Source organism: Catenibacterium sp. co_0103, from assembly GCF_004168205.1.
Lineage (GTDB): Bacteria > Bacillota_I > Bacilli_A > Erysipelotrichales > Coprobacillaceae > Catenibacterium > Catenibacterium mitsuoka_A.
Genome location: NZ_RCYB01000016.1, coordinates 1 through 23,252 on the forward strand (window position 1 = coordinate 1; position 23,252 = coordinate 23,252).

At 33.6% G+C, this 23,252-nt stretch carries 25 protein-coding genes; 7 read left to right on the plus strand and 18 right to left on the minus strand.

The features are described 5' to 3' along the window. Window positions 1-773: RNA-guided endonuclease TnpB family protein (locus EAI80_RS04365; RefSeq protein WP_129981066.1), on the minus strand; the 773-nt coding region annotated here is incomplete at its 3' end. 265 nt (window positions 774-1,038) lie between these two features. On the opposite strand from EAI80_RS04365, the gene EAI80_RS13930 reads away from it, so the two are divergent. Further along, window positions 1,039-1,203: a transposase gene (locus tag EAI80_RS13930; RefSeq protein WP_238703608.1), complete on the plus strand. Its 165-nt coding sequence runs from the start codon at window positions 1,039-1,041 to the stop codon at window positions 1,201-1,203. A gap of 130 nt (window positions 1,204-1,333) precedes the next feature. Here the strand turns inward: EAI80_RS13930 and EAI80_RS04375 are convergent, their stop codons facing one another. Beyond that, window positions 1,334-1,747, minus strand: coding sequence for an MATE family efflux transporter (locus EAI80_RS04375; RefSeq protein WP_330041947.1), 414 nt, complete (start codon window positions 1,745-1,747; stop codon window positions 1,334-1,336). 155 nt (window positions 1,748-1,902) lie between these two features. Here EAI80_RS04375 and EAI80_RS04380 point away from each other — a divergent pair, with 155 nt between their 5' ends. Beyond that, window positions 1,903-2,547: a hypothetical protein gene (locus EAI80_RS04380; protein ID WP_129981067.1), complete on the plus strand. Its 645-nt coding sequence runs from the start codon at window positions 1,903-1,905 to the stop codon at window positions 2,545-2,547. Between the two features lie 358 nt (window positions 2,548-2,905). On the opposite strand, the gene EAI80_RS04385 is transcribed toward EAI80_RS04380, so the two are convergent. From EAI80_RS04385 to pyrB, 8 genes are all read right to left on the minus strand, one after another. After that, on the minus strand, window positions 2,906-3,841 hold the full coding sequence (locus EAI80_RS04385; protein WP_129981068.1) for an Abi family protein: 936 nt from the start codon (window positions 3,839-3,841) through the stop codon (window positions 2,906-2,908). A gap of 95 nt (window positions 3,842-3,936) precedes the next feature. Next, the gene (locus EAI80_RS04390) at window positions 3,937-4,812 is read right to left on the minus strand and encodes a DUF5131 family protein (protein ID WP_129981069.1); all 876 of its coding nucleotides are present in this window, start codon (window positions 4,810-4,812) and stop codon (window positions 3,937-3,939) included. A 23-nt stretch (window positions 4,813-4,835) separates the two neighbouring features. Further along, window positions 4,836-4,958: a hypothetical protein gene (locus EAI80_RS13935; protein ID WP_255452544.1), complete on the minus strand. Its 123-nt coding sequence runs from the start codon at window positions 4,956-4,958 to the stop codon at window positions 4,836-4,838. 110 nt (window positions 4,959-5,068) lie between these two features. Continuing rightward, window positions 5,069-6,961, minus strand: a complete 1,893-nt coding sequence (locus tag EAI80_RS04395) for an ABC transporter ATP-binding protein (RefSeq protein ID WP_129981070.1) — start codon at window positions 6,959-6,961, stop codon at window positions 5,069-5,071. After that, window positions 6,951-8,702 carry an ABC transporter ATP-binding protein gene (locus EAI80_RS04400; RefSeq protein WP_192924001.1) on the minus strand — a complete coding sequence of 584 codons (1,752 nt, stop codon included), beginning with the start codon at window positions 8,700-8,702 and terminating at the stop codon, window positions 6,951-6,953. Before EAI80_RS04400 ends, EAI80_RS04395 begins: the two co-directional genes overlap by 11 nt. Before the next feature lie 13 nt (window positions 8,703-8,715). Further along, on the minus strand, window positions 8,716-9,144 hold the full coding sequence (locus tag EAI80_RS04405) for a MarR family transcriptional regulator (protein ID WP_129981071.1): 429 nt from the start codon (window positions 9,142-9,144) through the stop codon (window positions 8,716-8,718). Between the two features lie 95 nt (window positions 9,145-9,239). Next, window positions 9,240-9,665, minus strand: a complete 426-nt coding sequence (locus EAI80_RS04410) for an aspartate carbamoyltransferase regulatory subunit (RefSeq protein WP_129981072.1) — start codon at window positions 9,663-9,665, stop codon at window positions 9,240-9,242. Beyond that, on the minus strand, window positions 9,662-10,597 hold the full coding sequence (gene pyrB, locus EAI80_RS04415) for an aspartate carbamoyltransferase (protein WP_129981073.1): 936 nt from the start codon (window positions 10,595-10,597) through the stop codon (window positions 9,662-9,664). The genes EAI80_RS04410 and pyrB overlap by 4 nt, the downstream gene beginning before the upstream one ends. A gap of 138 nt (window positions 10,598-10,735) precedes the next feature. Here pyrB and EAI80_RS04420 point away from each other — a divergent pair, with 138 nt between their 5' ends. After that, window positions 10,736-11,326: a sugar O-acetyltransferase gene (locus tag EAI80_RS04420; RefSeq protein WP_129981074.1), complete on the plus strand. Its 591-nt coding sequence runs from the start codon at window positions 10,736-10,738 to the stop codon at window positions 11,324-11,326. A 24-nt stretch (window positions 11,327-11,350) separates the two neighbouring features. Here the strand turns inward: EAI80_RS04420 and EAI80_RS04425 are convergent, their stop codons facing one another. The 4 genes from EAI80_RS04425 to fmt are packed head-to-tail and all read right to left on the minus strand — an operon-like array spanning window position 11,351 to window position 15,141. Beyond that, window positions 11,351-12,022 carry a TIGR00266 family protein gene (locus EAI80_RS04425; RefSeq protein WP_129981075.1) on the minus strand — a complete coding sequence of 224 codons (672 nt, stop codon included), beginning with the start codon at window positions 12,020-12,022 and terminating at the stop codon, window positions 11,351-11,353. 11 nt (window positions 12,023-12,033) lie between these two features. Next, window positions 12,034-12,876: an HAD family hydrolase gene (locus EAI80_RS04430; protein WP_129981076.1), complete on the minus strand. Its 843-nt coding sequence runs from the start codon at window positions 12,874-12,876 to the stop codon at window positions 12,034-12,036. 3 nt (window positions 12,877-12,879) lie between these two features. Further along, the gene (locus EAI80_RS04435; protein ID WP_129981077.1) at window positions 12,880-14,181 is read right to left on the minus strand and encodes a pyrimidine-nucleoside phosphorylase; all 1,302 of its coding nucleotides are present in this window, start codon (window positions 14,179-14,181) and stop codon (window positions 12,880-12,882) included. Window positions 14,182-14,190: 9 nt separating this feature from the next. After that, complete coding sequence (fmt, locus tag EAI80_RS04440) at window positions 14,191-15,141, minus strand: methionyl-tRNA formyltransferase (RefSeq protein ID WP_129981078.1); 951 nt, start codon at window positions 15,139-15,141, stop codon at window positions 14,191-14,193. 144 nt (window positions 15,142-15,285) lie between these two features. Here fmt and rpsT point away from each other — a divergent pair, with 144 nt between their 5' ends. Both rpsT and ispG read left to right on the plus strand, forming a co-directional pair. Continuing rightward, entirely contained in the window at window positions 15,286-15,549 is a 264-nt protein-coding gene (rpsT, locus tag EAI80_RS04445; RefSeq protein WP_055234210.1) for a 30S ribosomal protein S20, read from the plus strand. 112 nt (window positions 15,550-15,661) lie between these two features. Next, window positions 15,662-16,729, plus strand: coding sequence for a flavodoxin-dependent (E)-4-hydroxy-3-methylbut-2-enyl-diphosphate synthase (gene ispG / locus EAI80_RS04450; protein WP_129981079.1), 1,068 nt, complete (start codon window positions 15,662-15,664; stop codon window positions 16,727-16,729). A 32-nt stretch (window positions 16,730-16,761) separates the two neighbouring features. Here the strand turns inward: ispG and EAI80_RS04455 are convergent, their stop codons facing one another. The 3 genes from EAI80_RS04455 to EAI80_RS04465 form a co-directional block, all read right to left on the minus strand. After that, window positions 16,762-18,015: an RNA-binding domain-containing protein gene (locus EAI80_RS04455; RefSeq protein WP_129981080.1), complete on the minus strand. Its 1,254-nt coding sequence runs from the start codon at window positions 18,013-18,015 to the stop codon at window positions 16,762-16,764. Between the two features lie 648 nt (window positions 18,016-18,663). After that, a complete protein-coding gene (locus EAI80_RS04460; RefSeq protein WP_129981081.1) occupies window positions 18,664-19,536 on the minus strand; it encodes a deoxyribonuclease IV in 873 nt (290 codons plus the stop codon). Then, on the minus strand, window positions 19,533-20,906 hold the full coding sequence (locus EAI80_RS04465) for a DEAD/DEAH box helicase (protein ID WP_129981082.1): 1,374 nt from the start codon (window positions 20,904-20,906) through the stop codon (window positions 19,533-19,535). The genes EAI80_RS04460 and EAI80_RS04465 overlap by 4 nt, the downstream gene beginning before the upstream one ends. A gap of 98 nt (window positions 20,907-21,004) precedes the next feature. On the opposite strand from EAI80_RS04465, the gene EAI80_RS04470 reads away from it, so the two are divergent. Together EAI80_RS04470 and EAI80_RS04475 are read left to right on the plus strand one after the other, a co-directional pair. Continuing rightward, the gene (locus tag EAI80_RS04470) at window positions 21,005-21,919 is read left to right on the plus strand and encodes a 4-hydroxy-3-methylbut-2-enyl diphosphate reductase (RefSeq protein ID WP_129981083.1); all 915 of its coding nucleotides are present in this window, start codon (window positions 21,005-21,007) and stop codon (window positions 21,917-21,919) included. Between the two features lie 8 nt (window positions 21,920-21,927). Further along, window positions 21,928-22,779: a Cof-type HAD-IIB family hydrolase gene (locus EAI80_RS04475; RefSeq protein WP_129981084.1), complete on the plus strand. Its 852-nt coding sequence runs from the start codon at window positions 21,928-21,930 to the stop codon at window positions 22,777-22,779. A gap of 13 nt (window positions 22,780-22,792) precedes the next feature. Here EAI80_RS04475 and EAI80_RS04480 read toward each other — a convergent pair whose 3' ends face one another. Then, complete coding sequence (locus EAI80_RS04480) at window positions 22,793-23,251, minus strand: 8-oxo-dGTP diphosphatase (protein ID WP_129981085.1); 459 nt, start codon at window positions 23,249-23,251, stop codon at window positions 22,793-22,795. Between the last annotated feature and the right edge of the window lies 1 nt (window position 23,252).

The window sequence follows — 23,252 nt, forward strand, 5'->3', positions numbered from 1 at the left end:
TTGTTTTCAACGAGTGCCTTCGATACCTGATGGTTAATATCCTGCATCCAACGGTTTTCTCGCTGACCGATAGCTTTCAGTCTTCGTCTTGAGGATGGCGTATGTCGCATCTGGAGTTCCTTACGAAGCTTGGAATATTTAGCACGTTTCTGTTTAATAGCTTTGCCACTAACAAATCCAGACTTATGTTTGCTGTCATAAGTTGCAACAACAAAGTTAATACCTCTGTCAATACCTACAACATTACAGATGTCAGAAATATTACTTTCTTCAACCTCATAGGTAACTGGTATATGCAGATAGTATTTACCATGTTTATTTACAAGTTTGGCAGTACCAAACTTGTAAATTGTATGATCGAAATACTTAGACATTCCATCTGAAAAATAAGATAACTTCACACGACCATTAAGCGTATTGATTGAAAAACGGTTTTGCGTTAAGGAATAATCTCTGTTCCAAACCAGGTCGTACTGAGGCTTTTTGAACGATGGTTTAATCCACTCATTCTGATTTTCAAGAATGGTCTTATATCTGGCGATAACAGTCTTCAAAACAGACTGAGCCATCTGCGATTTAAGGTTAAACTTTTCTCGTAAAATAGAATACAAAGCCTTATTAAGTGAAAACTGCTTTAAGTCATGAGTACGGAATACATAGTCTGAAACATAATTACAGGCATTACGATAAACAGACATAGTTTCATCAAGCAAAACCTTATCTGTTTCAGCTGCGATTATTTGAATTTTAGCTGTAATAGTCATCTGTTCCATAGATGTACTCCTTTCATAGATATTTCACTATATGTTATATCTAAATTATATCTAATTTATAGCGAAATATCTATATTTTGAGGTGAACTGTGGATAGTAGATACAATCACGAAAATACAGCCTTAAAGTACATATAGGCCTTGTAATCAAATACCGCAAACAACTACCAAAAGGCTCTATTGCCGATGATGTTAAACAAGAGATTCTCCATATACCTAATACACGTGGCTAAGAAATTATTGCGATAGAAACTGACAAAGACCATATACATTTCTTATTAAGTTACGATACAGCAGATAGAGTTTGCGATATTGTCAAAATTATAAAGCAGGAAACAGCATACCACTTATGGCAAAAGTATAGTTCGGTCTTATCAAGACAGTATTGGAAGGAAAAAAACATTTTGGTCAGATGGTTATTTTGCTTGTAGCATTGGAGAAATATCATCAGCAACTATACAAAAATATATTGAAAGTCAGGAATAATAGATACGATTTACGAGGCTCCTCCCACCGCCTAAACGCAGTGGGTTTCCGCCTATGACAAACGAAAGGATTTATTTATGAAGTCATGGCAGGTGCTGCAATCAAAATAAAGAAGGCATAGGCTCTTGCATAAGGTAATATAGTAGAAGTTGAATCCATTAAATACATAAGTGGGTTTAGGAATATAAGACCAAGTACCGCAATCAAAGCACCAAAAAAGAGTGAACTAAAAAAGCTTGTAGATGCAAATATACGTGCTTCTTCTACTCTTTTTGCCCCTAGTCTTCTTGATATATTTGCGCCTGCTCCATGTCCAAACATAAAGCCAAAGGCTTGTAATATCGCCATCAATCCAAAAACAATCCCTACTGCACCTGTAGCACTTGTCCCTACTGTAGAAACAAAGTACGTATCAGCCATGTTATAGATATTAGTCACTAACATTGAGATTGTTGTTGGTAATGCGAGAGTAAGTATCAGAGAAGGGATTGGCTACTTGATCATTCTCTCATACTGTGATTCATATTGTGTCATATAACTGTCCCCTTTTAGTTATTTATTATAAAACTACATCACACTTAAAACAATCAAGGTTCACTTTCTGAAAAAATTGTGATAATGTAGGAGATGCGAGGTATGAGAAAATGTATAAAAAAATATTAACACTAGTATTATGTGCTTTCTTTGTATTAACTGGATGTTCTTCTAAAACAGCTGTTAAATCACAAGTGAGTACATATGCAGTCCTTACTAAAAAGAAAAAGAGTGAGCTTCTTAAGATGAAGAAGCATTATGATCTTATTGTAGTGAGAAGTAAAGGTTTAACTACAGAAGATATGAAGGTTTTAAGAAAGAAGTCTAAACAGATTTATTTCTATATGAGTTCAAAGAAACCACATCATAAAGCTGAAGAGTTAAAGGCTGATGGTATTTTTATTAGTAAGATTGATGATGCAGATGCGTTAGATGCTCTTATTAAAGAAGCAAATCAGAATAAGTTAAAAGTTATTGTGAATAATGCCTATGATTATAGAGAAACTGTTTATAAGAATGCTAAGATGGTTGCAGGTATAAACCAGACTAGTATGATGACTAAGAAACAGGGTAAAAAATATGTAAAACAGGATACTGAAGTATCAACACGCTTAAAGAAATATTTAAGTACATGTCAGGAAAAAGGTATTGCGACTTATTTAGTAGAGTATACTAAAAATACTGACTGGAGAGCTTCAATCAATGCTTATTGTAAGAAGCATCATATTACTTACTACAATCCAACTATTAAGTAAGACACATGGAAACATGTGTTTTTTATGTACAAAAAAGACCTCCGAAGAGGTCTATTAATAGAAAACCCGAGCAAACATCGTTTGCACAATGCCGCTACTGTAAAAGAATATCTTTTTCCACCTGTTACGACAATACACTATCTAAAACCAACTGTCAATGACTGATCTGAGAATTTTGAAGCGTCTTTTTACTTACTACAATCCAACTATTAAGCAAGATACATGGAAACATGTATTTTTCATGTACAAAAAAGACCTCCGAAGAGGTCTATTAATAGAAAACCCGTGCAAACATCGTTTGACCAATGCCGCAACCGTAAAAGAATATCTTTTTCCAGCCACTTTGATAGTACCTTGTCTAAAACCAATTGTCAACTACTAATCCAAGAAATTTGAAAGTTCCATGGATTAGTGTATTTGTCTTATAATAACTACAATTTTTATCAATTCTTCTCATTAATTTCTTCAATTCCCTACTTTCGTATAAGGCAACTCCTTCACTTCTTACCATTTTCTTGTGCATATAGAATAATGTGATGATCTGTTGAATTCTCACATTACTCATTCTATTTTTTCTAAAATTGGAATTCATATATGGAATACGTATCAATTCCTTTATAATGTCTTTATTTGTTAGATGCTCAGCAGTATGGGGTCTCAAATCATTCAATATACAATTACTATGAGCTGCTACATTTCTAATTCTTTTACAAGTTAATAATCCATAATAATTATTTTTCATTTCTTTGTCAGAGAAACGATTAGCACAAAAATAATAGAATGCGACCATCCTTCCGAATGGTATTATTTCAAGAAATACCCATACCGGATAATTCCCATCATATTTCTCAATCATATCTCCGCAATATGCATTTCCTCTATTTCTGTTCAATTCATTAAATAAATAATTTCTGTATTTTTCATCCAATAAATCAATATAATCTTTGACGATTTGATAACCATCTTCATCATACTCATCTATTTTTCTTAATAATTGTAGTTTAGTATGATGTTCAATATCCAAAGCCATTTCTACTACTCTATAGCGAAGACGCATATTAATGATCGACATATCAACTAGATAGGCAAACTCCAACCTAATATATTTACCCTTATTTTCTCCACCTGGATGCTTATCATAATTTTTTCTGAAAGAAGTCAACTTATAATAATTATTGTTGTATTTGAGATACTGTTTAGCAGAATCCTCATCCATGATATTGAAAAGTATTCCCTTGTCTTTCAAATGTTGAATCTGTTCATCTAGAGATAGTCTTGGTTTATTATTTTCCATAATCAATCTCCTTTAAACGTATCTAAAAAACTATAAGAATTACTCTTATAGTCTTCTACTAACTTATACTATTTGAAACTTCTTTTTTCTCATTATCAAAGACATTGTTTACAGCCAAATCTTCTTGCACATCCATTACATATAGGTTTTGATGCACATTCTATACAATGTTCACTGAATTCTCTTTTATATAACTGATCCTCTCTTAATTCATTATCAAAGAAATCATAAAAATGATATACTGGTTTCTTTCCTTGATAATTCATTTTAGAACGATAAGCTATTCTTGTCTGAGCCACTTTCCCTTTTACTCGATAATGAATACCATCCTTCACAAAATGAGATCCTGTTTCTATAAAAGTGAATGTAGTGTTCTTATTCACACATTGATTATGTAAAGATTTAATCCAATCGAAGTCACATGCTCTTGTACCACCATAATTCTCTCCACCACATGTCACTTCTTCTATGCGTCCATCTAAATACTTTTCTAAATCAATAGGACCAATAAGAGGTGCTAACATCACTCCTCTATGTTTGGCAGGAATATCTAAAAGAAGTGGTATACGTTCATCAGCACGTTTTTGATTCTCACATGTAACATTAAGTATTACATTCTCATATCCATCACCCCAGTTATCCGGCAAGCATTCTTTAAGTCTTTCTGCTCTTTTAGTAAGTATATAGAAAATAACATCCTGCCTTCTTCTGATCATTGACCAGACATCATCTCTCCATATATCTGCTTCTTCTAAACAGAAATCACTTGTCATACAAACTCTTATCTTTTCTCCACTTTGTATCTTATATGTACCATCTCTATTTCTAGAGAGTGGATATGCAAAATCATTGGTCTTATATATATGTGAACCATCTTGATTTCTCATCTTATCTAAAACATACATATAACAATTCATACACCCTTCTGAATACTTTACACATCCATGCCAGGGATTCCAAATATCATGCATTACTAACTCCTTATCAAACTTACTTATTTTATTTCAAACCATTTAATAATACGTCCTACACATATGCCATAGAGTGGTGAACGTGTTACTAAACAGAGAATAATAGTTGCCGCAATCATTGTAATATCAAAACAGTTCTTACACAAGGAATACGCCTTATTATAATGATTAGAAAAACTTAAGATAACTACTCCAAATGAAACTGTACAATAGTGTGATTGCACTCAAAAAAGCATGCCATCTAGGCATGCTCATTTTATTCTAATTCAAATGCTCCAGTATATAACTGATAATACTGACCCTTCTGTTTAATTAAGTCATCATGAGAACCACGTTCAATAATATGACCATGATCTAATACCATGATTACATCAGAATTCTGTACAGTAGACAATCTATGTGCAATAACAAATACAGTACGTCCCTTCATTAAAGCATCCATACCTTTTTGTACAATCGCTTCTGTACGTGTATCAATAGATGATGTTGCTTCATCCATGATCATAACAGGTGGATCTGCCACAGCAGCTCTTGCAATCGCAATAAGCTGTCTCTGACCTTGTGATAAACTTGCCCCATTACCAGTCAACATTGTGTTATAACCATCTGGTAAACGAGTAATGAAATCATCAGCACCCGCAAGCTTTGCAGCTTCAATACATTGTTCATCAGTTGCTTCTAGATAACCATAACGGATATTATCCATAACTGTACCAGTAAAGAGGTTTGTATCCTGTAAGATAATACCAAGTGATCTTCTTAAATCAGGCTTTTTAATCTTATTGATGTTGATACCATCATATCTGATCTTACCGTCTTCAATATCATAGAATCTATTAATTAAGTTAGTAATAGTTGTCTTACCAGCACCAGTAGCCCCTACAAAGGCTACTTTCTGACCAGGCTTTGCATATAATGTAATGTTATGAAGAATCATCTTATTAGGATTATAAGCGAAATCTACATCATCCATTTCTACATCGCCTTCAAGTCTTGTATAAGTCACAGTACCATCTTCATGTGGATGTTTCCATGCCCACATTTCAGTACGTTCAGTTGTTTCTACTAATTCACCATTTTCTTCTTTAGCATTCACTAAAGTAACATAGCCTTCATCAAATTCAGGTTCTTCATCTAATAATCCAAAGATACGACTAGCCCCTGCTAGACCCATAACAACAGAGTTGATCTGCTGAGAAATCTGACCAATCTGACCAGTGAACTGCTTAGTCATATTTAAGAATGGAACAACGATAGAAATATTAAGTGCCATACCAGATAAAGATACATTTGGTGTCTTTAGATAAAGAAGAACACCTCCCGTTAAGGCAATTAATACATAAAGAATATTACCCATGTTATGAAGAACAGGCATCAAGATATTCGCAAATGTATTGGCTTTTCTAGATGCTTCAAACCAGGCATTGTTGACCTTATCAAACCCTTCGATTGCATCTTCTTCATGGTTAAATACTTTGATAACCTTCTGCCCATTCATCATTTCTTCGATATAACCTTCAGTTGCACCAAGAGTCTGCTGCTGTTTAATAAAGAATCTTGAACTCTTAGAACCAAAATTCTTAGTAATAAAGAACATGATAACACAGCCAATTAATACAACCCCTGTTAACCAGAAGCTATAGTAGATCATGATACAAAATACTGTTAGAAGTACAATAGAAGTCTGCATCAATGCAGGTAATGACTGAGAAATAAGCTGTCTTAATGTATCTGTATCATTTGTATAAATAGACATGATATCACCATGTGCATTTGTATCAAAATAACGGATTGGAAGACTTTCCATTCTTGCAAACATCTTTTCTCTGAATTTCATTAATGAACCCTGAGTAACTACAGCCATTAAACGGTTGTATGTAAATGAAGCAATTAATGAAAGAATGTAAAGAATAAGTAATACAGTTACAAATGATAATACTTCAGGCTTAGCATGTAGCCAGTCTTTTGTACGCCAGTATTTTTCAATAACAGCAATGATATTCTGCATAAAAACAGATGGAATAGAGCTGACAACAGAATTAAATAGAATTAATACAATAATAACAGGTAGAAGAACAGGATAGAATTCAAAGAGTGTTTTAATGAGACGTGTAAATGTGTTCTTCTTATTACCACGATTATTTTTCATCCTGTTCACCTCCCTTGTTTTGTGAATAGTATACTTCCTGATAAATTGGATTTGATGCAAGAAGTTCATCATGAGTACCGATTGCTTCAACAGAACCATTATTCATGATAATAATCTGATCTGCATCCTGTACACTTGAAACTCTTTGTGCAATGATGATTTTCGTAGTTTCAGGAATAAACTTCTTAAATCCTGCTCTAATAATAGCATCTGTTTTAGTATCTACAGCACTTGTAGAGTCATCAAGAATTAAGATTTTTGGTTTCTTAAGTAATGCACGTGCAATACATAATCTCTGTTTCTGACCACCAGAAACGTTAGTACCACCCTGTTCAATATGTGTATCATATTTATCTGGGAACTGTTCAATAAATTCATCAGCACATGCAAGATGACATGCTTCTTCTATTTCTTCATCTGTGGCTTCTTTATTACCCCAGCGTAAGTTTTCTTTAATAGAGCCTGAGAATAGGACATTCTTCTGTAATACAACAGAGACTGCATCTCTTAAAGTGACTAAGTCATAATCTCTTACATCTACACCAGCCACTTTTACTTCACCTTCAGTGACATCATATAAACGTGAAATAAGATTTACAAGTGATGTTTTAGAAGAACCTGTTCCTCCTAAAATACCAATAGTCTGTCCTGATTTAATATGTAGATTAATATTTTCAAGAGCATAGCAATCAGCACGCTTAGAATATTTAAATGATACATTATCAAAATCAATAGAACCATCATTTACTTCATAAATAGGATTTTCTGGATTAGAAATAGTACGTTTTTCTTCTAATACAGCAACAATACGTTCACATGATTCAATAGAGATAGTCACCATTACAAAGATCATTGATAACATCATCAAGCTCATAAGAATTTGGAAACTATAAGTAAGTAATGAAGACAACTGTCCAACCTGAATAATAGCTCCACCAAAATTAACAACTAAATAAGAACCAAAAGTAAGTACGAAGATCATTACAACATAAAGACAGAACTGCATCATTGGGTTATTTAATGCAAGAATCTTTTCAGCTCTTGTGAAATCACCACAAACATCTTCTGCAGCTTCATTGAATTTCTTATTTTCAAAGTCCTCACGTACAAATGATTTTACAACTCTAATACCGTTGATATTTTCCTGTACTGAATTATTTAAGTTATCGTATTTCTTAAATACTTTTCTAAATAAAGGCATTGTCTTCTTAATAACAAGTCCTAAACCAATACCAAGTACTGGAATAGTAAATAAGAAGATTAACGCAAGTCGACCACCCATAATAAATCCCATGACCAATGAGAAGATCAACATAAGTGGAGCACGTACAACTGTACGAATAATCATCATATAAGCCATCTGAACGTTAGTGACATCAGTTGTCATACGAGTTACAAGTGAAGATGCACTAAAACGGTCAATGTTTTCAAATGAGAAGTTCTGAACTGCAACAAACAAGTCTTTACGTAAGTTCTTACCAAAACCAGCTGAAGCATTGGCTGCAGTAATACCTGCAAGAGCCCCAAATAGGAGTGAGAAACAGGCCATGATAATAAGTATCACACCATATTTCACAATAACAGAGAGATCACAACCATTCTGCATTCTATTGACTAGATTTGCGACCATTAATGGAATAATACATTCTACTAATGCTTCAAAAGCCACAAGAACAGGTGTCAAAATTGAATCTCTCTTGTATTCACGAATACTTTTCTTAAGCACACGAATAATATTCATATTTTTTCCCCTTTCATTCATTTTCTAGATTTGAATAGACTTTACTAAGAAGATCAGCTAAAGTATCAATTTCTTCCTGTGTTAACCCACTCACCATCAAACGATTTGCCTGCGCTATATTATGTCTTACCTGCGCACAATGGCTTTCACCTTTTTGTGATAAACAGGCAACTTTAATTCGCTTATCCTTCGGATCATCACAACAATCAATCAGATTCTTTTCTTGAAGTCTTCTAAGAAGTCCCGCAGTTGTTGATTGAGCTACATGTAAGTCTTTCTCAATCTCCTTAAAGGTCATTCTCTGATCAGGTGCGTCCTGTAATTTCAATAAAACATGGGACTGCATTAAAGTTAATCCTTCTTTTCTTAAAGAATTATTCGCACGCTTCTTTAAACAGTCATTAATATGCTTAATATAGCTTACTGCTTCACTTTCTCTCATCAGTTTACCTCCTTCTGCGCATTAGAATGATAGTACACTTTCAATTCAATGTCAATAGTATGCTATTAAATATTAAATTATAAAAAAAGAAGGACTTATTCCTTCTTCTCAGCCTTAGATTCACAATAATAACATCTATAGATACGTTTCTCTCTATTTGCAAGATAGAACACCTGATCTAAATCTCTTTCTACAGATGTAATACATCTTGGGTTCTTACATTTAGCCACATTAATGATTTTTTCAGGAAGCTGTAATTTCTTCTTTTCTACTGTTTCACCATTCTTAATAATAGAAACAGTAATATTAGGATCAATATAACCTAATACATCTAAATCAACATCAAAATCGTTATCAATCTTGATGATATCTTTCTTACCCATCTTATTAGAACGGCAATTCATGATGATTGCAACCTGACAATCTAACTTACCTAGATCAAGAGCATCATATACTTCTTTTGCTTTACCAGCTGCAATATGGTCAATCACAATACCATTTTTAATACTGTCTATTCTCATAATCTTTCCACCTCATTCTGTAATCCTAATAAGCTTAAGATCAATGCCATACGGATAAAACGTCCATTATGAGCCTGTCTGAAATAAGCAGCTCTTGGATCTGCATCGACTTCAGTCTTGATTTCATTGACACGTGGAAGTGGATGCATAATAATCATATCTTTCTTTGCAGCCTGTAATTTTTCTTCATCTAAGATATAAGTATCTCTTAAACGAATATAATCCTGTTCATTGAAGAAACGTTCCTGCTGTACTCTTGTCATATAAAGAATATCTAATTCTGGCATGACTTCTTCCATGCTACGTACTTCTTTATATTCAATACCCATTGGATCAAGAATGTCTTCTTTTAAGTATTCAGGAAGCTTTAATTCATCTGGAGAGATGAATACAAACTTAGTGCCTTCATAACGTGACATTGCTTTTAATAATGAATGAACTGTACGTCCAAACTTCAAGTCACCACAGAAACCTACTGTAAGGTTCTTTAAAGTGCCTTTTTCTCTCTGAATAGTTAATAAGTCAGTTAATGTCTGAGTAGGGTGATTATGTCCTCCATCACCTGCATTAATTAAAGGTACAGTGCATGTTGATGAAGCCACAACTGGAGCACCTTCCTTTGGATGACGCATTGCGATAATATCACAATAGCCGCTAACTACACGAATTGTATCTGATACTGTTTCTCCCTTAGAAGCACTAGATACGTTTGCAGTTGGGAATCCTAATACCTTTCCGCCAAGTGATAACATAGCACTTTCAAAAGATAGTCTTGTACGTGTACTAGGTTCGAAGAATAATGTTGCAAGAATCTTATGTGCACATACATCCTGATAACGTGTACGGTCTTTGATGATATCGTTTGCGAGTGCGATTAAATCATCAATTTCTTCAACAGATAAGTCCATTGGATCAATAATGAATTTTTTCATGGTGAGCTCCTTCTTTATAAACTTGTTTTAATTCCTATCTATTATATCACAGCCCCTCTATTTAAACAGTTTTTTCTAATAAAAACGTTTAATTGATATATTAACTATATTATTATGATATAGGCAAGGAGAAAGATTATGACTGAAAAAGAGAAAATGTTGAAAGAAATGTTGTATGACGCCAACAATGATGAAGATCTACTTAAAGAAAGAACAATCGCAAAAGACTTATGTTTCAAATTTAATCAGATGATGCCTTCTGATGTGGAGAATCAAAAGAAACTATTAAAGGAACTACTTGGACAAGTAGATGATACCACATCGATTCTAGCATCTTTCTGGTGTGATTATGGTTACAACATCAAAGTAGGAAAAAACTTCTTTGCAAATCATAATACTGTCATTATCGACTGTGCTCCAGTAACTTTTGGAGACAATGTCTTTATTGCGCCTAATTGTGGTTTTTATACTGCAGGACATCCAATTGATACAAAACGTAGAAATCAAGGACTTGAATTTGCTTATCCTATTACGATAGGAAACAATGTTTGGATAGGTGCAGGTGTTCATGTGATGCCTGGAGTCACTATTGGTGATAACGTTGTTATTGGTGGAGGCAGTGTTGTTGTCAAGGATATTCCTAGCAACAGTGTAGCCGTAGGTAATCCATGCCATGTGATAAGAGAAATCACTGATAAAGACGAACAAACAAATTGGAATCATAATTAAAAAAGGATGTCACTGACATCCTTTTTAGTCATTTTGAGGCATAAAACCAGATAAGCTTTCAGCCAATGTAGAAATAGGCATTGTCTGTACAATGACATGACCTGGTCCCTTAACTACTGTGTTAAAGAATCCTTCTCCTCCTAGGAACTTATTCTTTATACCTTTTACAGAAACAACATCAATATGACAAGATGAACTCATTGCCACAAGGTTACCTGTATTCACAACCATCTCTTCACCAGGTTCAAGGTCATATTCTATAGCTGTACCATCTATCTCAATAAATAGTAAACCTGAGCCAAAATATCTATTCATGATGAACCCTTCTCCACCAAAGAAACCAATAGTTCCTTTTTTAGAAAAAGAGATTTCTCTTTTTACTGTTTCTTCACTTGCAAGATAAGAAGACTTCTGAACAATAATATCTCCCTGGCTCACATCATACACAAGTATGTCACCAGGAAAAGAAGATCCTAAGGCAATCATACTAGGCTCGGTTGCTGTATACTTATTCAAGAAAAGTGTTTCTCCCGAAAAAGCACGGCCAAATAGAGATTTCATACCACCTGATACAGTATCCATAGTTAAAGCTGGTTTCATCCATACCATTGCGCCACTATCTGTCAAAATAGATTCACCTTGATCTAGATGAAGTATTGCGACAGGAAGTGGTTTTCCTTTAATTTCATACTTCATATAATTTTCTCCTACTGATCTAATTTTAATTCATAAATTGCATCTGCTAAACCATCAGCATCTGGGTCCTTGAAGAAGCATGTTCCAATAGCTTTTAATTTATCAGGCGCATTCTCTGCAACGACACCAATTTCACATGCATCAATCATTTGGAAATCATTCATAGAATCTCCAAAACCGATTGTATCCTTCATATCTCCATGATAATAATCTACAACACGTCTCACACCATCTGCTTTTGTACAGTTCTTTAAGATGATTTCACCATTAATGAAATCATCTTCATATTTAGAGAATGTCACAATATTAAACATTGGTGCAATATACTTTACACAATCATAAAAAGCGATCGGATCAGGAGCAATAAAACCAATCTTAGTGACACCTGTCTTTTCGAAATCAAATTGAGAGACAGGAATGCGGTTTTCTTCCTGACGTTTTAATTCAAAGAATCTCTGTAATTCTACATTATCCCCAAATTCCTTATTGTGTCTCTTGTCAAAGAATTCATTCACACCTGGTGTCTGATAAATAGCATGTTCAGTTTCTAGACAGAATAAGATACCATGATTCACAAAGAGTGTCATCATTTCTGAAAGAGTATATTGATCCATGTAGTTCTTAAAGATGTACTTTCCATCTACCTGGACAAATCCTCCTGCACTTGCCACAATACCATCAATAGGTAATGCTTTGACATCACCTACAATAGAAGTAGGTGCTCTACCTGTACATAAGAATACTTTATTTCCTGCATTCTTTGCTGCTTGAATCGCTTCTTTAGTTTTTTCTGTTATATGTCTTGATTTTCCTACTAATGTACCATCAATATCAAAAAATAAAAATTTACTCATATACTACTCCATAATCTCATCAATCAATATAGGTTTTTCAACCTTTTCTTTACTAAAATGGAATGCACTTAATAATTCTTCTTTTCTTTCTTGTGTCCATTTACCATTATCATGAACAGTCACTAATGGTTCTCCCTGTTCTACATAATCACCAATCTTCTTATGTAAAATTAAACCAACGCTATGATCAATTTCATCTGTGACTGTTTCTCTTCCTCCACCTAGACGCATTGATACTAATCCAAGAGTTAATGCCTCTAGATCTTCAATATATCCTGTTTCAGGTGCATAAACATCAAATATATGTTCAGCCATTGTAAACTTTTCAGGATAAAGAATATAATCGCTGTCTCCACCCTGTGCTTTTACCATTGCTTCTAAAGCATGTAATGCTTTCTTAGAAGAAATGGCTTCTTCTAGCATCTTTCTAGCTTCAGTCACTGTTTCTGCCTTTTGAGCCATCATCAACATTGTACTTCCTGCAGTTAAACATAATTCTAATAAATCCTCAGGACCATTGCCATTAAGTGTCGCAATTGCTTCTTTTACTTCTAATGAATTACCAATTGCATAGCCCAAAGGCTGAGACATATTAGAAATAGTGGCTCTTGTATCCTTATGAAGATGCTGACCAATTGTGATCATTGTACGAGCAAGCTTCTTCGCATCCTCCAAGTTCTTCATAAAAGCACCATCACCATATTTGACATCAAGTAAAATTGCATCACTGCCTGCAGCTAACTTCTTACTCATAATAGAAGAAGCGATCAAAGGAATTGATTGAACAGTTCCAGTGACATCTCTTAATGCATACATCTTCTTATCAGCAGGATCAAGAGACGCTGTCTGACCAATAATAGCTAAATGAATATCATTCACCTGTTTAATAAAATCTTCTTCATTGACATAAATATTAAGTCCTGGAATAGACTCCATCTTATCTAGAGTCCCACCTGTATGTCCAAGTCCCTTACCACTCATCTTAGCGACTGGTACACCACATGCAGCGACCATTGGGCCTAATACTAAAGATGTCTTATCACCAACACCACCAGTAGAATGCTTATCTACTTTAATACCGTGAATACCACTTAAATCAATTACATCACCACTATGCATCATTTCTAAAGTCAGCTGGGCTGTTTCGTGATCTGTTAATCCATTAAAGACAACAGCCATCAAGAAAGCACTCATCTGATAATCAGGAATATCACCTTTTGTATATCCCTGGATTAATTCATGAATTTCTTCATCAGTTAATACTACATTATCTTTTTTCTTTTCAATAAGATCTACCATTCTCATAAATGTCACCTACTCAAACTGAGTTCCTACCTCGAATATATTCTTACCATTTAAATAATCCTTTACAGACATACGTTTCTTACCAGAAAGCTGTATCTCTGTAATAATAAATACACCATCTTCTACCTTTACACCGATTGCATCCTTAAAGATCTTAACGATAGTACCATTCTTTTCATCTTTATGATGTTCCTTGGCATTAGGGCAGTTATGAATTTCACCCTTATAGATTTTTACAACCTGTCCATTATAAGTTGTAAATGTACCTGGATGAGGATATAAGCCTCTTACATGATTAAAGATTTCTCTTGCTGTCTTATTCCAATCAAGTCTCTCATCTTCTCTCTTAATAATAGGTGCATAAACAACTTCATCAGGATTCTGTGGAATTCTATCATTTGTTTCATCAAAGATAGATGGTAATGTATCCTTTAATAATTCAGCACCAATATCAGTTAAACGATCATAAACAATTTCTAAGTTATCATCATCTGTAATTGGTGTGGATTTTTGAGAGATAATATCACCTGCATCCATCTTTTCTGCCATATACATAATAGTCACACCTGTTTCTTTGCGACCATCAATAATAGCGCGATGCACTGGTGCTCCACCACGATAAAGTGGTAATAAAGACGCATGTACATTCACACAACCTAAACGTGGTGCTTCTAATACAGCAGTTGGGACAATCTGTCCATAAGCTGCAGTAATAATTAAATCAGGATTTAAATCTAAAACAGCCTGATAATCATTTCTAATACGTTCTGGCTGTAATACAGGAATATCATGTTTTAATGCTTCCTGTTTCACATCACTCATAGTGAGTACTTTCTTTCTTCCTACATAACGGTCTGGCTGAGTGACAACACCCACAACATCATATTTATTTTCTAGTAACATCTGCAGTACTTTTAATGAAAAAGATGCAGTTCCCATAAAAACTATTTTTTTACTCATAAAATTCCTCCTGTATTGTCTTTTTTATTATAACATACTCATTTTATAAGTGCTACCACACAGGAAAAACCAAAAAAACTATTGCAATCATCTAGCATTTTTGGTATTATAGTTCAGCAAACTATAGAACGAGGTGAGATTATTATGGCAAACATGAAACAGCAGATTAAACGTTATAAAAACGATAATGAAAAAAGATTAGCAAACAACGCAGTAAAGAGCGCTTTAAAGACTTCAATCAAGAAAGTATTAAACGCTGTAGAAGCTGGTGACAAAGAAGTTGCTGCTAAGGAATTTAGCGATTGCACAAGACAGTTAGATGCATCTGTAACTAAGCATATCCATCACAAGAACTATGCTAGCAGACAGAAAGCAAGACTTCAGAAGAAAATTAACTCAATCGGATAATTGATAGAATTTTCTATATGAAACATAAACATCCAGCATTTTGCTGGATGTTTTCTTATGCCTTGCATTTAGGGTGCAAGTTTCTTAAAATATAAGTACGAGGTATAGAAATATGTTAAGAGAAGAAACAAGAAGTGTACAGGTAGGCAATTTAACTATCGGTGGTAATAATCATGTAGTGATTCAGTCTATGTGTAATACAAAGACTAAGAATGTAGAAGCAACTATTAAACAGATTAATGCGTTAGAACAGGCCGGCTGCGAACTTGTAAGAGTAGCTGTATTTGATAAAGAGGATGCTTATGCAATTAAAGAGATCAAGAAAGGGATTCATATTCCTTTAGTGGCTGATATTCATTTTGATTATAAGCTCGCTCTTATCGCCATAGAATCTGGTATTGATAAGGTACGTATTAATCCTGGTAATATTGGTTCTACTGAAAAGGTAAAAGCAGTTGTAGATGCATGTAAAGAAAAACATATCCCTATTAGAATTGGGGTTAATGGTGGTTCTTTAGAAAAAGAGATTCTAGAAAAATATGGAGAACCTACACCTGAAGGTATGGTTGAATCTGCAATGAAACATGTAAAGATTCTAGAAGATTTGGATTTCCATGATATCGTTATTTCATTAAAGTCTTCTAATACAATGTTGACTATTAAAGCATATGAATTAGCATCTAAAACATTCCCTTACCCTTTACATGTAGGTGTTACTGAAGCAGGGACTGCTTTAGGAGGCACTATTAAGTCTTCTTTAGGTATTGGTACATTATTATATGAAGGTATTGGAAATACTATTAGAGTGTCTTTAAGTGATGATCCTGTAGAAGAAATTAAAGTTGCTAAGATTCTATTAAAGGAATTAGGTTTATTAAAGGGTGTCCCTACTCTTGTATCATGTCCTACTTGCGGTCGTATTCAGTATGATTTGATTCCTATTGCTAAAGAGATGGAAGATTTCTTAAAAGATATTCATCTCGATATTACAGTCGCAATTATGGGTTGTGCAGTAAATGGTCCAGGTGAAGCACGTCATGCAGATATTGGTATTGCAGGTGGTGTTGGTGAAGGTCTTCTTATTAAGCATGGAGAGATTGTAAAACGTGTTAAACAGGAAGATATGGTTCAGACACTGAAAGATGAAATCTTAAAGATGGTTAAAGAAAAAAGCGAGTAATTCATAAACTCGCTTTTTTTACGTTAGATTTTCTATTTTATTATATATTTTGTAGATCTACCTTTTCCTTGAATCAGTATAACTCCCTTTTTCTCTAATATTTTTAATAGAGAAGATACTTTTGATTTACCAAAAGGTGTACTTGGTACTATTTCACTAATAGATTTTAGGACTGTTTTACTTAATGCTTTTAAAATAAGATGCTCATCATCTGTTAAATCAGAAATATCTTCAAAAACAGGCAATTCAATCTTTATAGCATTTTCTGATACTTCAAAACGAGGTTTCACAAAACTACTTTCATATAATTGTTTGATTCGTGTAATACCTGTTCCAAATATTTCTACAAAGCCTAATCGATAGAATACATTCGCAAGATTTCTGTTTCTTAAAACAGATATTTTACCATTCAAATACTCTTCTTCAGAAATCCCCGAAGGCAATCCACCTGGAGACACTATATCGATATGATTATCAAACATAGATATTCTAATATGAGAATTCACATCCCACACCCTGTGAATAAGAGCATTCGCAATAGCTTCTCTAAAAGCTGCTTCTGGTATCTTTTCTACATTCTTTCTTTCAGGTCCTTCTATCACTTCATATCTATAATAATCTCTAAATACCTCAAGGGTTTTCTTATAGACTTCTAGAATAGACATATGATCAAATGTAATTCTTTTCTGAATAACACTGATATTTTCTCCAAATTTTATAATATCAACTCCAGGGAAATCATTATTATCTGCCAGTAAACCAGCTGCATTATTATAACCATTATTATTATCATAGAGATTAAGAGTTTTTAATGTGTCTAAAGTAAACGAATTGATTTGAATAGATTTTTCTAATTGTTCTTCAAGAAAATGAAAAGTAAGATTTTGGTCTTTACATGGTAATTCCTCAAAGCTAATATTTTTACCTTCTAATACAAGCCTTGAAAACTCTAATGTATCTACTTCTATAGTCGCAGAATCATTACGCTTATATGCTTTTGATTTATATAAGTATGGTTTCTGTAATCCACTTTTCACAATAAGTTTTATAGTCTTGTTTACTTCATTTGGTTCAAGTACATAATCTGGTTGTGGAGAAATAGTATCATTAATTTTGTTTTCAATATCTAAACACGCCTTGATTATATCTGACACCCCTTTAATATTGCCATCATCGTCAATTCCAAACAAGATTGTTCCACCATCATAGTTAGAAAAAGCACTGACTGTTTTCAAGAAAGTACTTGTGATTGTTTCTTTAAACTCTAGATTTCTTGTTTCACGCATATTATTATCTCCTTTCCTATTCTACTACTTTAAGTATAATTAAAAATGAGCGTAAATTCAATCGAAAACTTTTTCGTCCAAATTATTTCAATCGTAAATCAGAAAAAACACCCTTTTTGTATGATTTTCGAGCGAATAATACACTTAATTATACGAATATCAATTTCAGAATACATTCCATTTCTCATAAATAAAATTAAAAATGAACGTAATTTCAATCGATTCAATTTTCGTTCATGCTTTAAAACATAACAAAAATTACAAAGCATATAACAGTATTTTTTACAATATCAAACACTCATTAGATACATACATAGAGCTTATTCAAGCAAAAATACGCGTAAAAACAATCGAAGATTCAATCGAAAACTTTTTCGTCCGCGATATTTTCAATCGTAAATTTTAAAACACCCTCTTTGTTGGATTTTTATCAAAATTAATAACTCGCTTGTTACATGACAGGGTAATAATATAGCTGAATTATTCAACAATACACATCAAAAACAACCGTAAATTCAATCGAAAAGTTTTACGTCCAAATTATTTCAATCGAAAACTAAAAAAATAGGCTATTTACGCACTTTTCGACCAAATCATGTATTGATTTTCCCCTAATAGTGAACATAAAAAATAAGCAGCCATAGCTGCTTATTCAAACATTTCTTTTAAACCTGGGTTGAATTCATGTTTTTTCAACATTTCAATCTCTTCTTTATAAGGTGCATTCTTTTCAATATAAGGTGTTTCTAGAATCTTAGGAACATCTTTTAAGCGTTCATTAGATACAATAGAGTCTAATGTATCAAAACCGATTGTCCCAAAGCCAATATTCTCATGTCTATCTTTATGAGAACCTTGTGGATTCTTAGAGTCATTGACATGAACAACTAATACCTTATCTAAACCAATCTTTTCATCGACTTCATCAAGAATGGCATCAAAATCAGAAATATCATAACCTGCATCATTTAAATGACAAGTATCTAAACATAAACCTAATAATTCAGGATAATCACAATGATCAATAATATAAGCTAACTGATCAAATGTTCTACCTAGTTCAGTGCCTTTACCAGCCATTGTTTCTAAGGCAATATGTACCTTCTGATCTGGTTTCATTGCTTCATTTAAACCAGATACAATCGCATCTAATCCTGCTTCGTCCCCTGCTTTAACATGAGCACCTGGATGAAGAACAAGTCTTGTAGCACCAATTTCATCACATCTTTCAATTTCTTGACGTAAGAATGATACAGCAAGTTCTCTTGTTTCAGGCTTGATTGTATTTCCTAAATTAATGATATAAGGGGCATGAACAACAACCTTGTCCATGTCTAATCCATTTTCTTTCATTAATTCTTTAGCTTCTTCTACACGTAATTCAGAAACAGGTTTACGTCTCGTATTTTGAGGCGCACCTGTATAAAACATGAATGTATTGGCGTTATAACTTAATGCTTCTTTTACACTTCCTAGAAGCATTTCCTTACCACCCATTGAGACATGTGAACCTATAATCACTGCATATTCTCCCTTTCACGTTTTTCTCTCTGTGCCTGTTTCGCACGTTCTTTTTTCTGTTTCTGGATATCTTTACGAATAATATCTCTTTTCTTTTTCTGGTAAATAGCCTGAATTTCTCTTTTTCTCTTCTTCTTATAACCAGGTTTAACCTTCTTAGGTCTCTTAATAATGCGCTGAATTTCTTTTTCTAATTCAGACTGTGGCGCATTTCTATTCTTACGCTTATTACGTGCCTTGGCATCCGTTAATACACCGTTACGGATTTCTTTTACTTCAAAGTGAATACCCTTCTTTTCAAGTGATTCAACCATCTGCTGATTAGATGAATCATACATAGAATAACATTCACCCTTATACTTACCACGACCACATCTACCAGATCTATGAATATAGAAGTCTCTTTCTGTTGGGAATTCCATATTAATAACATGAGATACACCATCAATATCAATACCTCTAGCTGCAATATCTGTAGCTACAATGTACTGATATTCATTATTGTTGATACGTCTCATCATCTGTTTACGTTCACGTGGTTCTAAGTCACCATGAATTTCACCGACACGATAACCATCACTTCTTAACTGATCAGATAGCTTAGTGGCCTCTGTTCTCTTATTACAGAAGATTAAGCAGATATATGGATCAATGATATCCATGATATTCTTTAATACTATATAACGATCATGATGCTTTGTATGAATTAAGTAGTGTTTTGTATTGTCTGTTGTTTTCTTATGGGCATCAATCTGTACTAATTCTGGCGCATTCATATATTTTCTTAAGAATGGCCATAAATGTTCAGGAATAGTTGCTGAGAATACAAGCATCTTTAAATCTTCTCTCATCTTAGATAAGACTGCATCTAAATCTTCAAGATAACCATATTCTAAAGTCATATCTGCTTCATCCACTACAAATGTAGTTGCTGTAGTGATAATCAAAGCCTGTTCATTTAAAGATAAATCTTTAATACGTCCTGGTGTACCAATAACGATATGTGGCTGTGTAGAAAGCTTATTAATAGCCTTCTGTTTATCAGAACCACCAATTACTAGTGAGATTCTTAAATCAGGGTTTTCTTTCTTGAATTCCTTTGCGTTTTCATAGATCTGATGTGCAAGTTCTCTTGTAGGAGTTGTAATAACTGCCTGTACATAATCTGCATTTGTATCAATACGATCAATAATAGGAATTAAGAATGAATGAGTTTTACCAGTACCTGTCTGTGAGATACCAATAATATCTTTATTCTTATAAACAAGGGGAATCACCTTATCCTGGATAGGTGTTGGTGATGTGAAATGTATGTTGTTTAAAGTCTTTTTTACATAATCATTAAATTGAAATTTGTCAAATAAATCCATTATAATTCGCCTCCTTTAGCGTCTATTATCATACCATGATTTGAAAAAAAAACAAATCTAATCTCACTTATGTTAGAATTGTTTTTGAGGTGAAGAATATGAAGGTTACAGGAATTGTCCCTAGAGGATATTGTAAGGGTGTTATACGTGCTATTAATATAGTAAAAGAGACAATAGAACAGCCAGGTCCTATTACAGTACTTGGTATGATTGTCCATAATCAATTTATTGTAGATGCATTAAAGAAGCGTGGTGCCATCACAATTGAGGATGCAAGTAAGACTAGAATGGAACTTCTTGATGAAATTAATGAAGGTACAGTCATTATTACAGCACATGGTGCAGGAGATTGTGTTATAGAAAAGGCAAAGAGTAAAGGACTCAATGTAGTGGATGCGACATGTTTAGATGTTATTAAGACACATACGCTTATTAAGGAACAATTGAAGCATGGTAAGGATGTTTTATATATAGGTAAAAAGAATCATCCTGAAGCTGAGGGTGCATTATTGATTGATCCTGAACATATTCATTTAATTACATCTAAGAAGGATTTAGAGACACTCGATAAAGATAAACATTATGTGATGACAAACCAGACAACCATGTCCCTTTATGATGTCTACGATTTATGTGAGTATGCGAAAGATGTCTTAGATGATGTAGAAATCATGAAGGAAACATGTTCCGCAACACAAATTAGACAGGAAGCTATTGCGAAAATGGATGATGATATTGATCTAGTCATTATTGTAGGTGATCCTCATTCTAATAACACAAAGAAGCTGGCTTCTATCAGCACTGATAAAGCACATAAAGATACCAAGATGATTGGAAGTCTTGAAGAGTTAGATTTATCATGGCTTAAAGGAAAGAAACATGTAGGAGTAAGTTCTGGAGCTTCTACACCTACTGTATTGACTAATCAGATTATTGATTTCTTGAAACAGTATGATGAAAACAATCCAGATAGTTTTATTAAACCTGAAATACCTTATGAAAAGATGTTATAGGAGAATGTATGAGTAAGAAGATTATATTTTTTGATGTAGATGGAACCTTAGTAGATGTGAGACCTGTAAAGGAATGTATTCCTGAATCAACTATTCAGGCAGTGCACGAGACGCGTAAAAAAGGAAATTTATGTTACCTTTGTACAGGACGTTCTCTTGCAGAAATCTATCCCTATATTCTAGATGTAGGATTTGATGGCATCATTGGTGCTGGCGGCGGATTTGTACAGATGGGTGATGAAATGTTGTATCATAAGAAGGTCAGTGATGAAGATGTTCATCGTGTTGTAGACTTCTTTGAAACAAACCATTATGACTATTATTTAGAATCTAATGGTGGTTTATTTGCCTCTAAGAACCTCATTAAAAGACTAGAAAGCATCATCTATGGTGATCTAGAAAATGATCCTGAAGCAAGAAGAAAAAAGGAAGAGGAACCAAGTCATTTTATAACTGCGCTGATTGAAAATGAGAATATGTATAGAAACGATGTGAATAAGATTTGTTTCTTAGAACATGAATCTATTCCATTTGATGAGATTAGAAAGCAGTTTAGTGATGCATTCCAAGTGATTGAATGTACTGTTCCTGCATTTGGTGATGCATCAGGTGAATTATCTGTAGCAGGTGTGAATAAGCATACTGCCATTGAAGCACTTATTAACCATTTAGGTATTGATCAAAAGGATACATATGCTTATGGTGATGGCATGAATGATTCAGAGATGTTGACATTTGTAGCTCATGGTGTTGCAGTCGGTAATGCGAAAGAAGGTTTAAAGGCTATTGCTGATGAAGTATGTGATGATATTGCGAATGATGGTATTTATAAAAATATGAAGGAGCACGGATTAATCTAATCCGCGCTCCTTTTTAATATATTTCTTCTTTATATTCTATAAGTTCATCATTCTTATAAACAACCTTAGCATGGTGATAATGATCATCTTCCATCCAGTTTAAGAAATGATAATCAGCTTCCCATTGTGGATAATCAGGAATTAAATCATCATCCACCCATTCCAGAACACCTTCATCACATTCTTTTAATGTCCCTTCAAAGTCATGACAAGAATAAACAAACATACCTTCATCTTCACCATAATAAAGACCCGGGAATGTAACATAACCATGACATTGAATAGAATGTACTGTATAACCTGTTTCTTCTAGTATTTCTCTTTTTACACATTCATCGGGTGATTCCCCTGGTTCTAATTTACCACCTACACCAATCCATTTACCTTCATTGATATCTTTCTTCTTTTTTATACGATGAAGAAGTAATGTTTTCCCATCTTTCTTTAAATACGCTATTGTAGTCAGAATCATC

Bases quoted from the DNA above. Each gene is read 5' to 3' on its own strand.
- EAI80_RS04470 (WP_129981083.1), top strand. From the start codon at position 21,005: ATGAAGGTTACAGGAATTGTCCCTAGAGGATATTGTAAGGGTGTTATA.
- EAI80_RS04465 (WP_129981082.1), bottom strand. From the start codon at position 20,906: ATGGATTTATTTGACAAATTTCAATTTAATGATTATGTAAAAAAGACT.
- EAI80_RS04430 (WP_129981076.1), bottom strand. From the start codon at position 12,876: ATGAGTAAATTTTTATTTTTTGATATTGATGGTACATTAGTAGGAAAA.
- EAI80_RS04395 (WP_129981070.1), bottom strand. From the start codon at position 6,961: ATGAAAAATAATCGTGGTAATAAGAAGAACACATTTACACGTCTCATT.
- EAI80_RS04420 (WP_129981074.1), top strand. From the start codon at position 10,736: ATGACTGAAAAAGAGAAAATGTTGAAAGAAATGTTGTATGACGCCAAC.
- EAI80_RS04400 (WP_192924001.1), bottom strand. From the start codon at position 8,702: ATGAATATTATTCGTGTGCTTAAGAAAAGTATTCGTGAATACAAGAGA.
- EAI80_RS04435 (WP_129981077.1), bottom strand. From the start codon at position 14,181: ATGAGAATGGTAGATCTTATTGAAAAGAAAAAAGATAATGTAGTATTA.
- EAI80_RS04410 (WP_129981072.1), bottom strand. From the start codon at position 9,665: ATGAGAATAGACAGTATTAAAAATGGTATTGTGATTGACCATATTGCA.
- EAI80_RS04380 (WP_129981067.1), top strand. From the start codon at position 1,903: ATGTATAAAAAAATATTAACACTAGTATTATGTGCTTTCTTTGTATTA.
- EAI80_RS04425 (WP_129981075.1), bottom strand. From the start codon at position 12,022: ATGAAGTATGAAATTAAAGGAAAACCACTTCCTGTCGCAATACTTCAT.
- pyrB (WP_129981073.1), bottom strand. From the start codon at position 10,597: ATGAAAAAATTCATTATTGATCCAATGGACTTATCTGTTGAAGAAATT.
- EAI80_RS04455 (WP_129981080.1), bottom strand. From the start codon at position 18,015: ATGCGTGAAACAAGAAATCTAGAGTTTAAAGAAACAATCACAAGTACT.
- EAI80_RS04475 (WP_129981084.1), top strand. From the start codon at position 21,928: ATGAGTAAGAAGATTATATTTTTTGATGTAGATGGAACCTTAGTAGAT.
- EAI80_RS04405 (WP_129981071.1), bottom strand. From the start codon at position 9,144: ATGAGAGAAAGTGAAGCAGTAAGCTATATTAAGCATATTAATGACTGT.
- rpsT (WP_055234210.1), top strand. From the start codon at position 15,286: ATGGCAAACATGAAACAGCAGATTAAACGTTATAAAAACGATAATGAA.
- EAI80_RS04390 (WP_129981069.1), bottom strand. From the start codon at position 4,812: ATGCATGATATTTGGAATCCCTGGCATGGATGTGTAAAGTATTCAGAA.
- EAI80_RS04385 (WP_129981068.1), bottom strand. From the start codon at position 3,841: ATGGAAAATAATAAACCAAGACTATCTCTAGATGAACAGATTCAACAT.
- EAI80_RS04480 (WP_129981085.1), bottom strand. From the start codon at position 23,251: ATGATTCTGACTACAATAGCGTATTTAAAGAAAGATGGGAAAACATTA.
- fmt (WP_129981078.1), bottom strand. From the start codon at position 15,141: ATGAGTAAAAAAATAGTTTTTATGGGAACTGCATCTTTTTCATTAAAA.
- ispG (WP_129981079.1), top strand. From the start codon at position 15,662: ATGTTAAGAGAAGAAACAAGAAGTGTACAGGTAGGCAATTTAACTATC.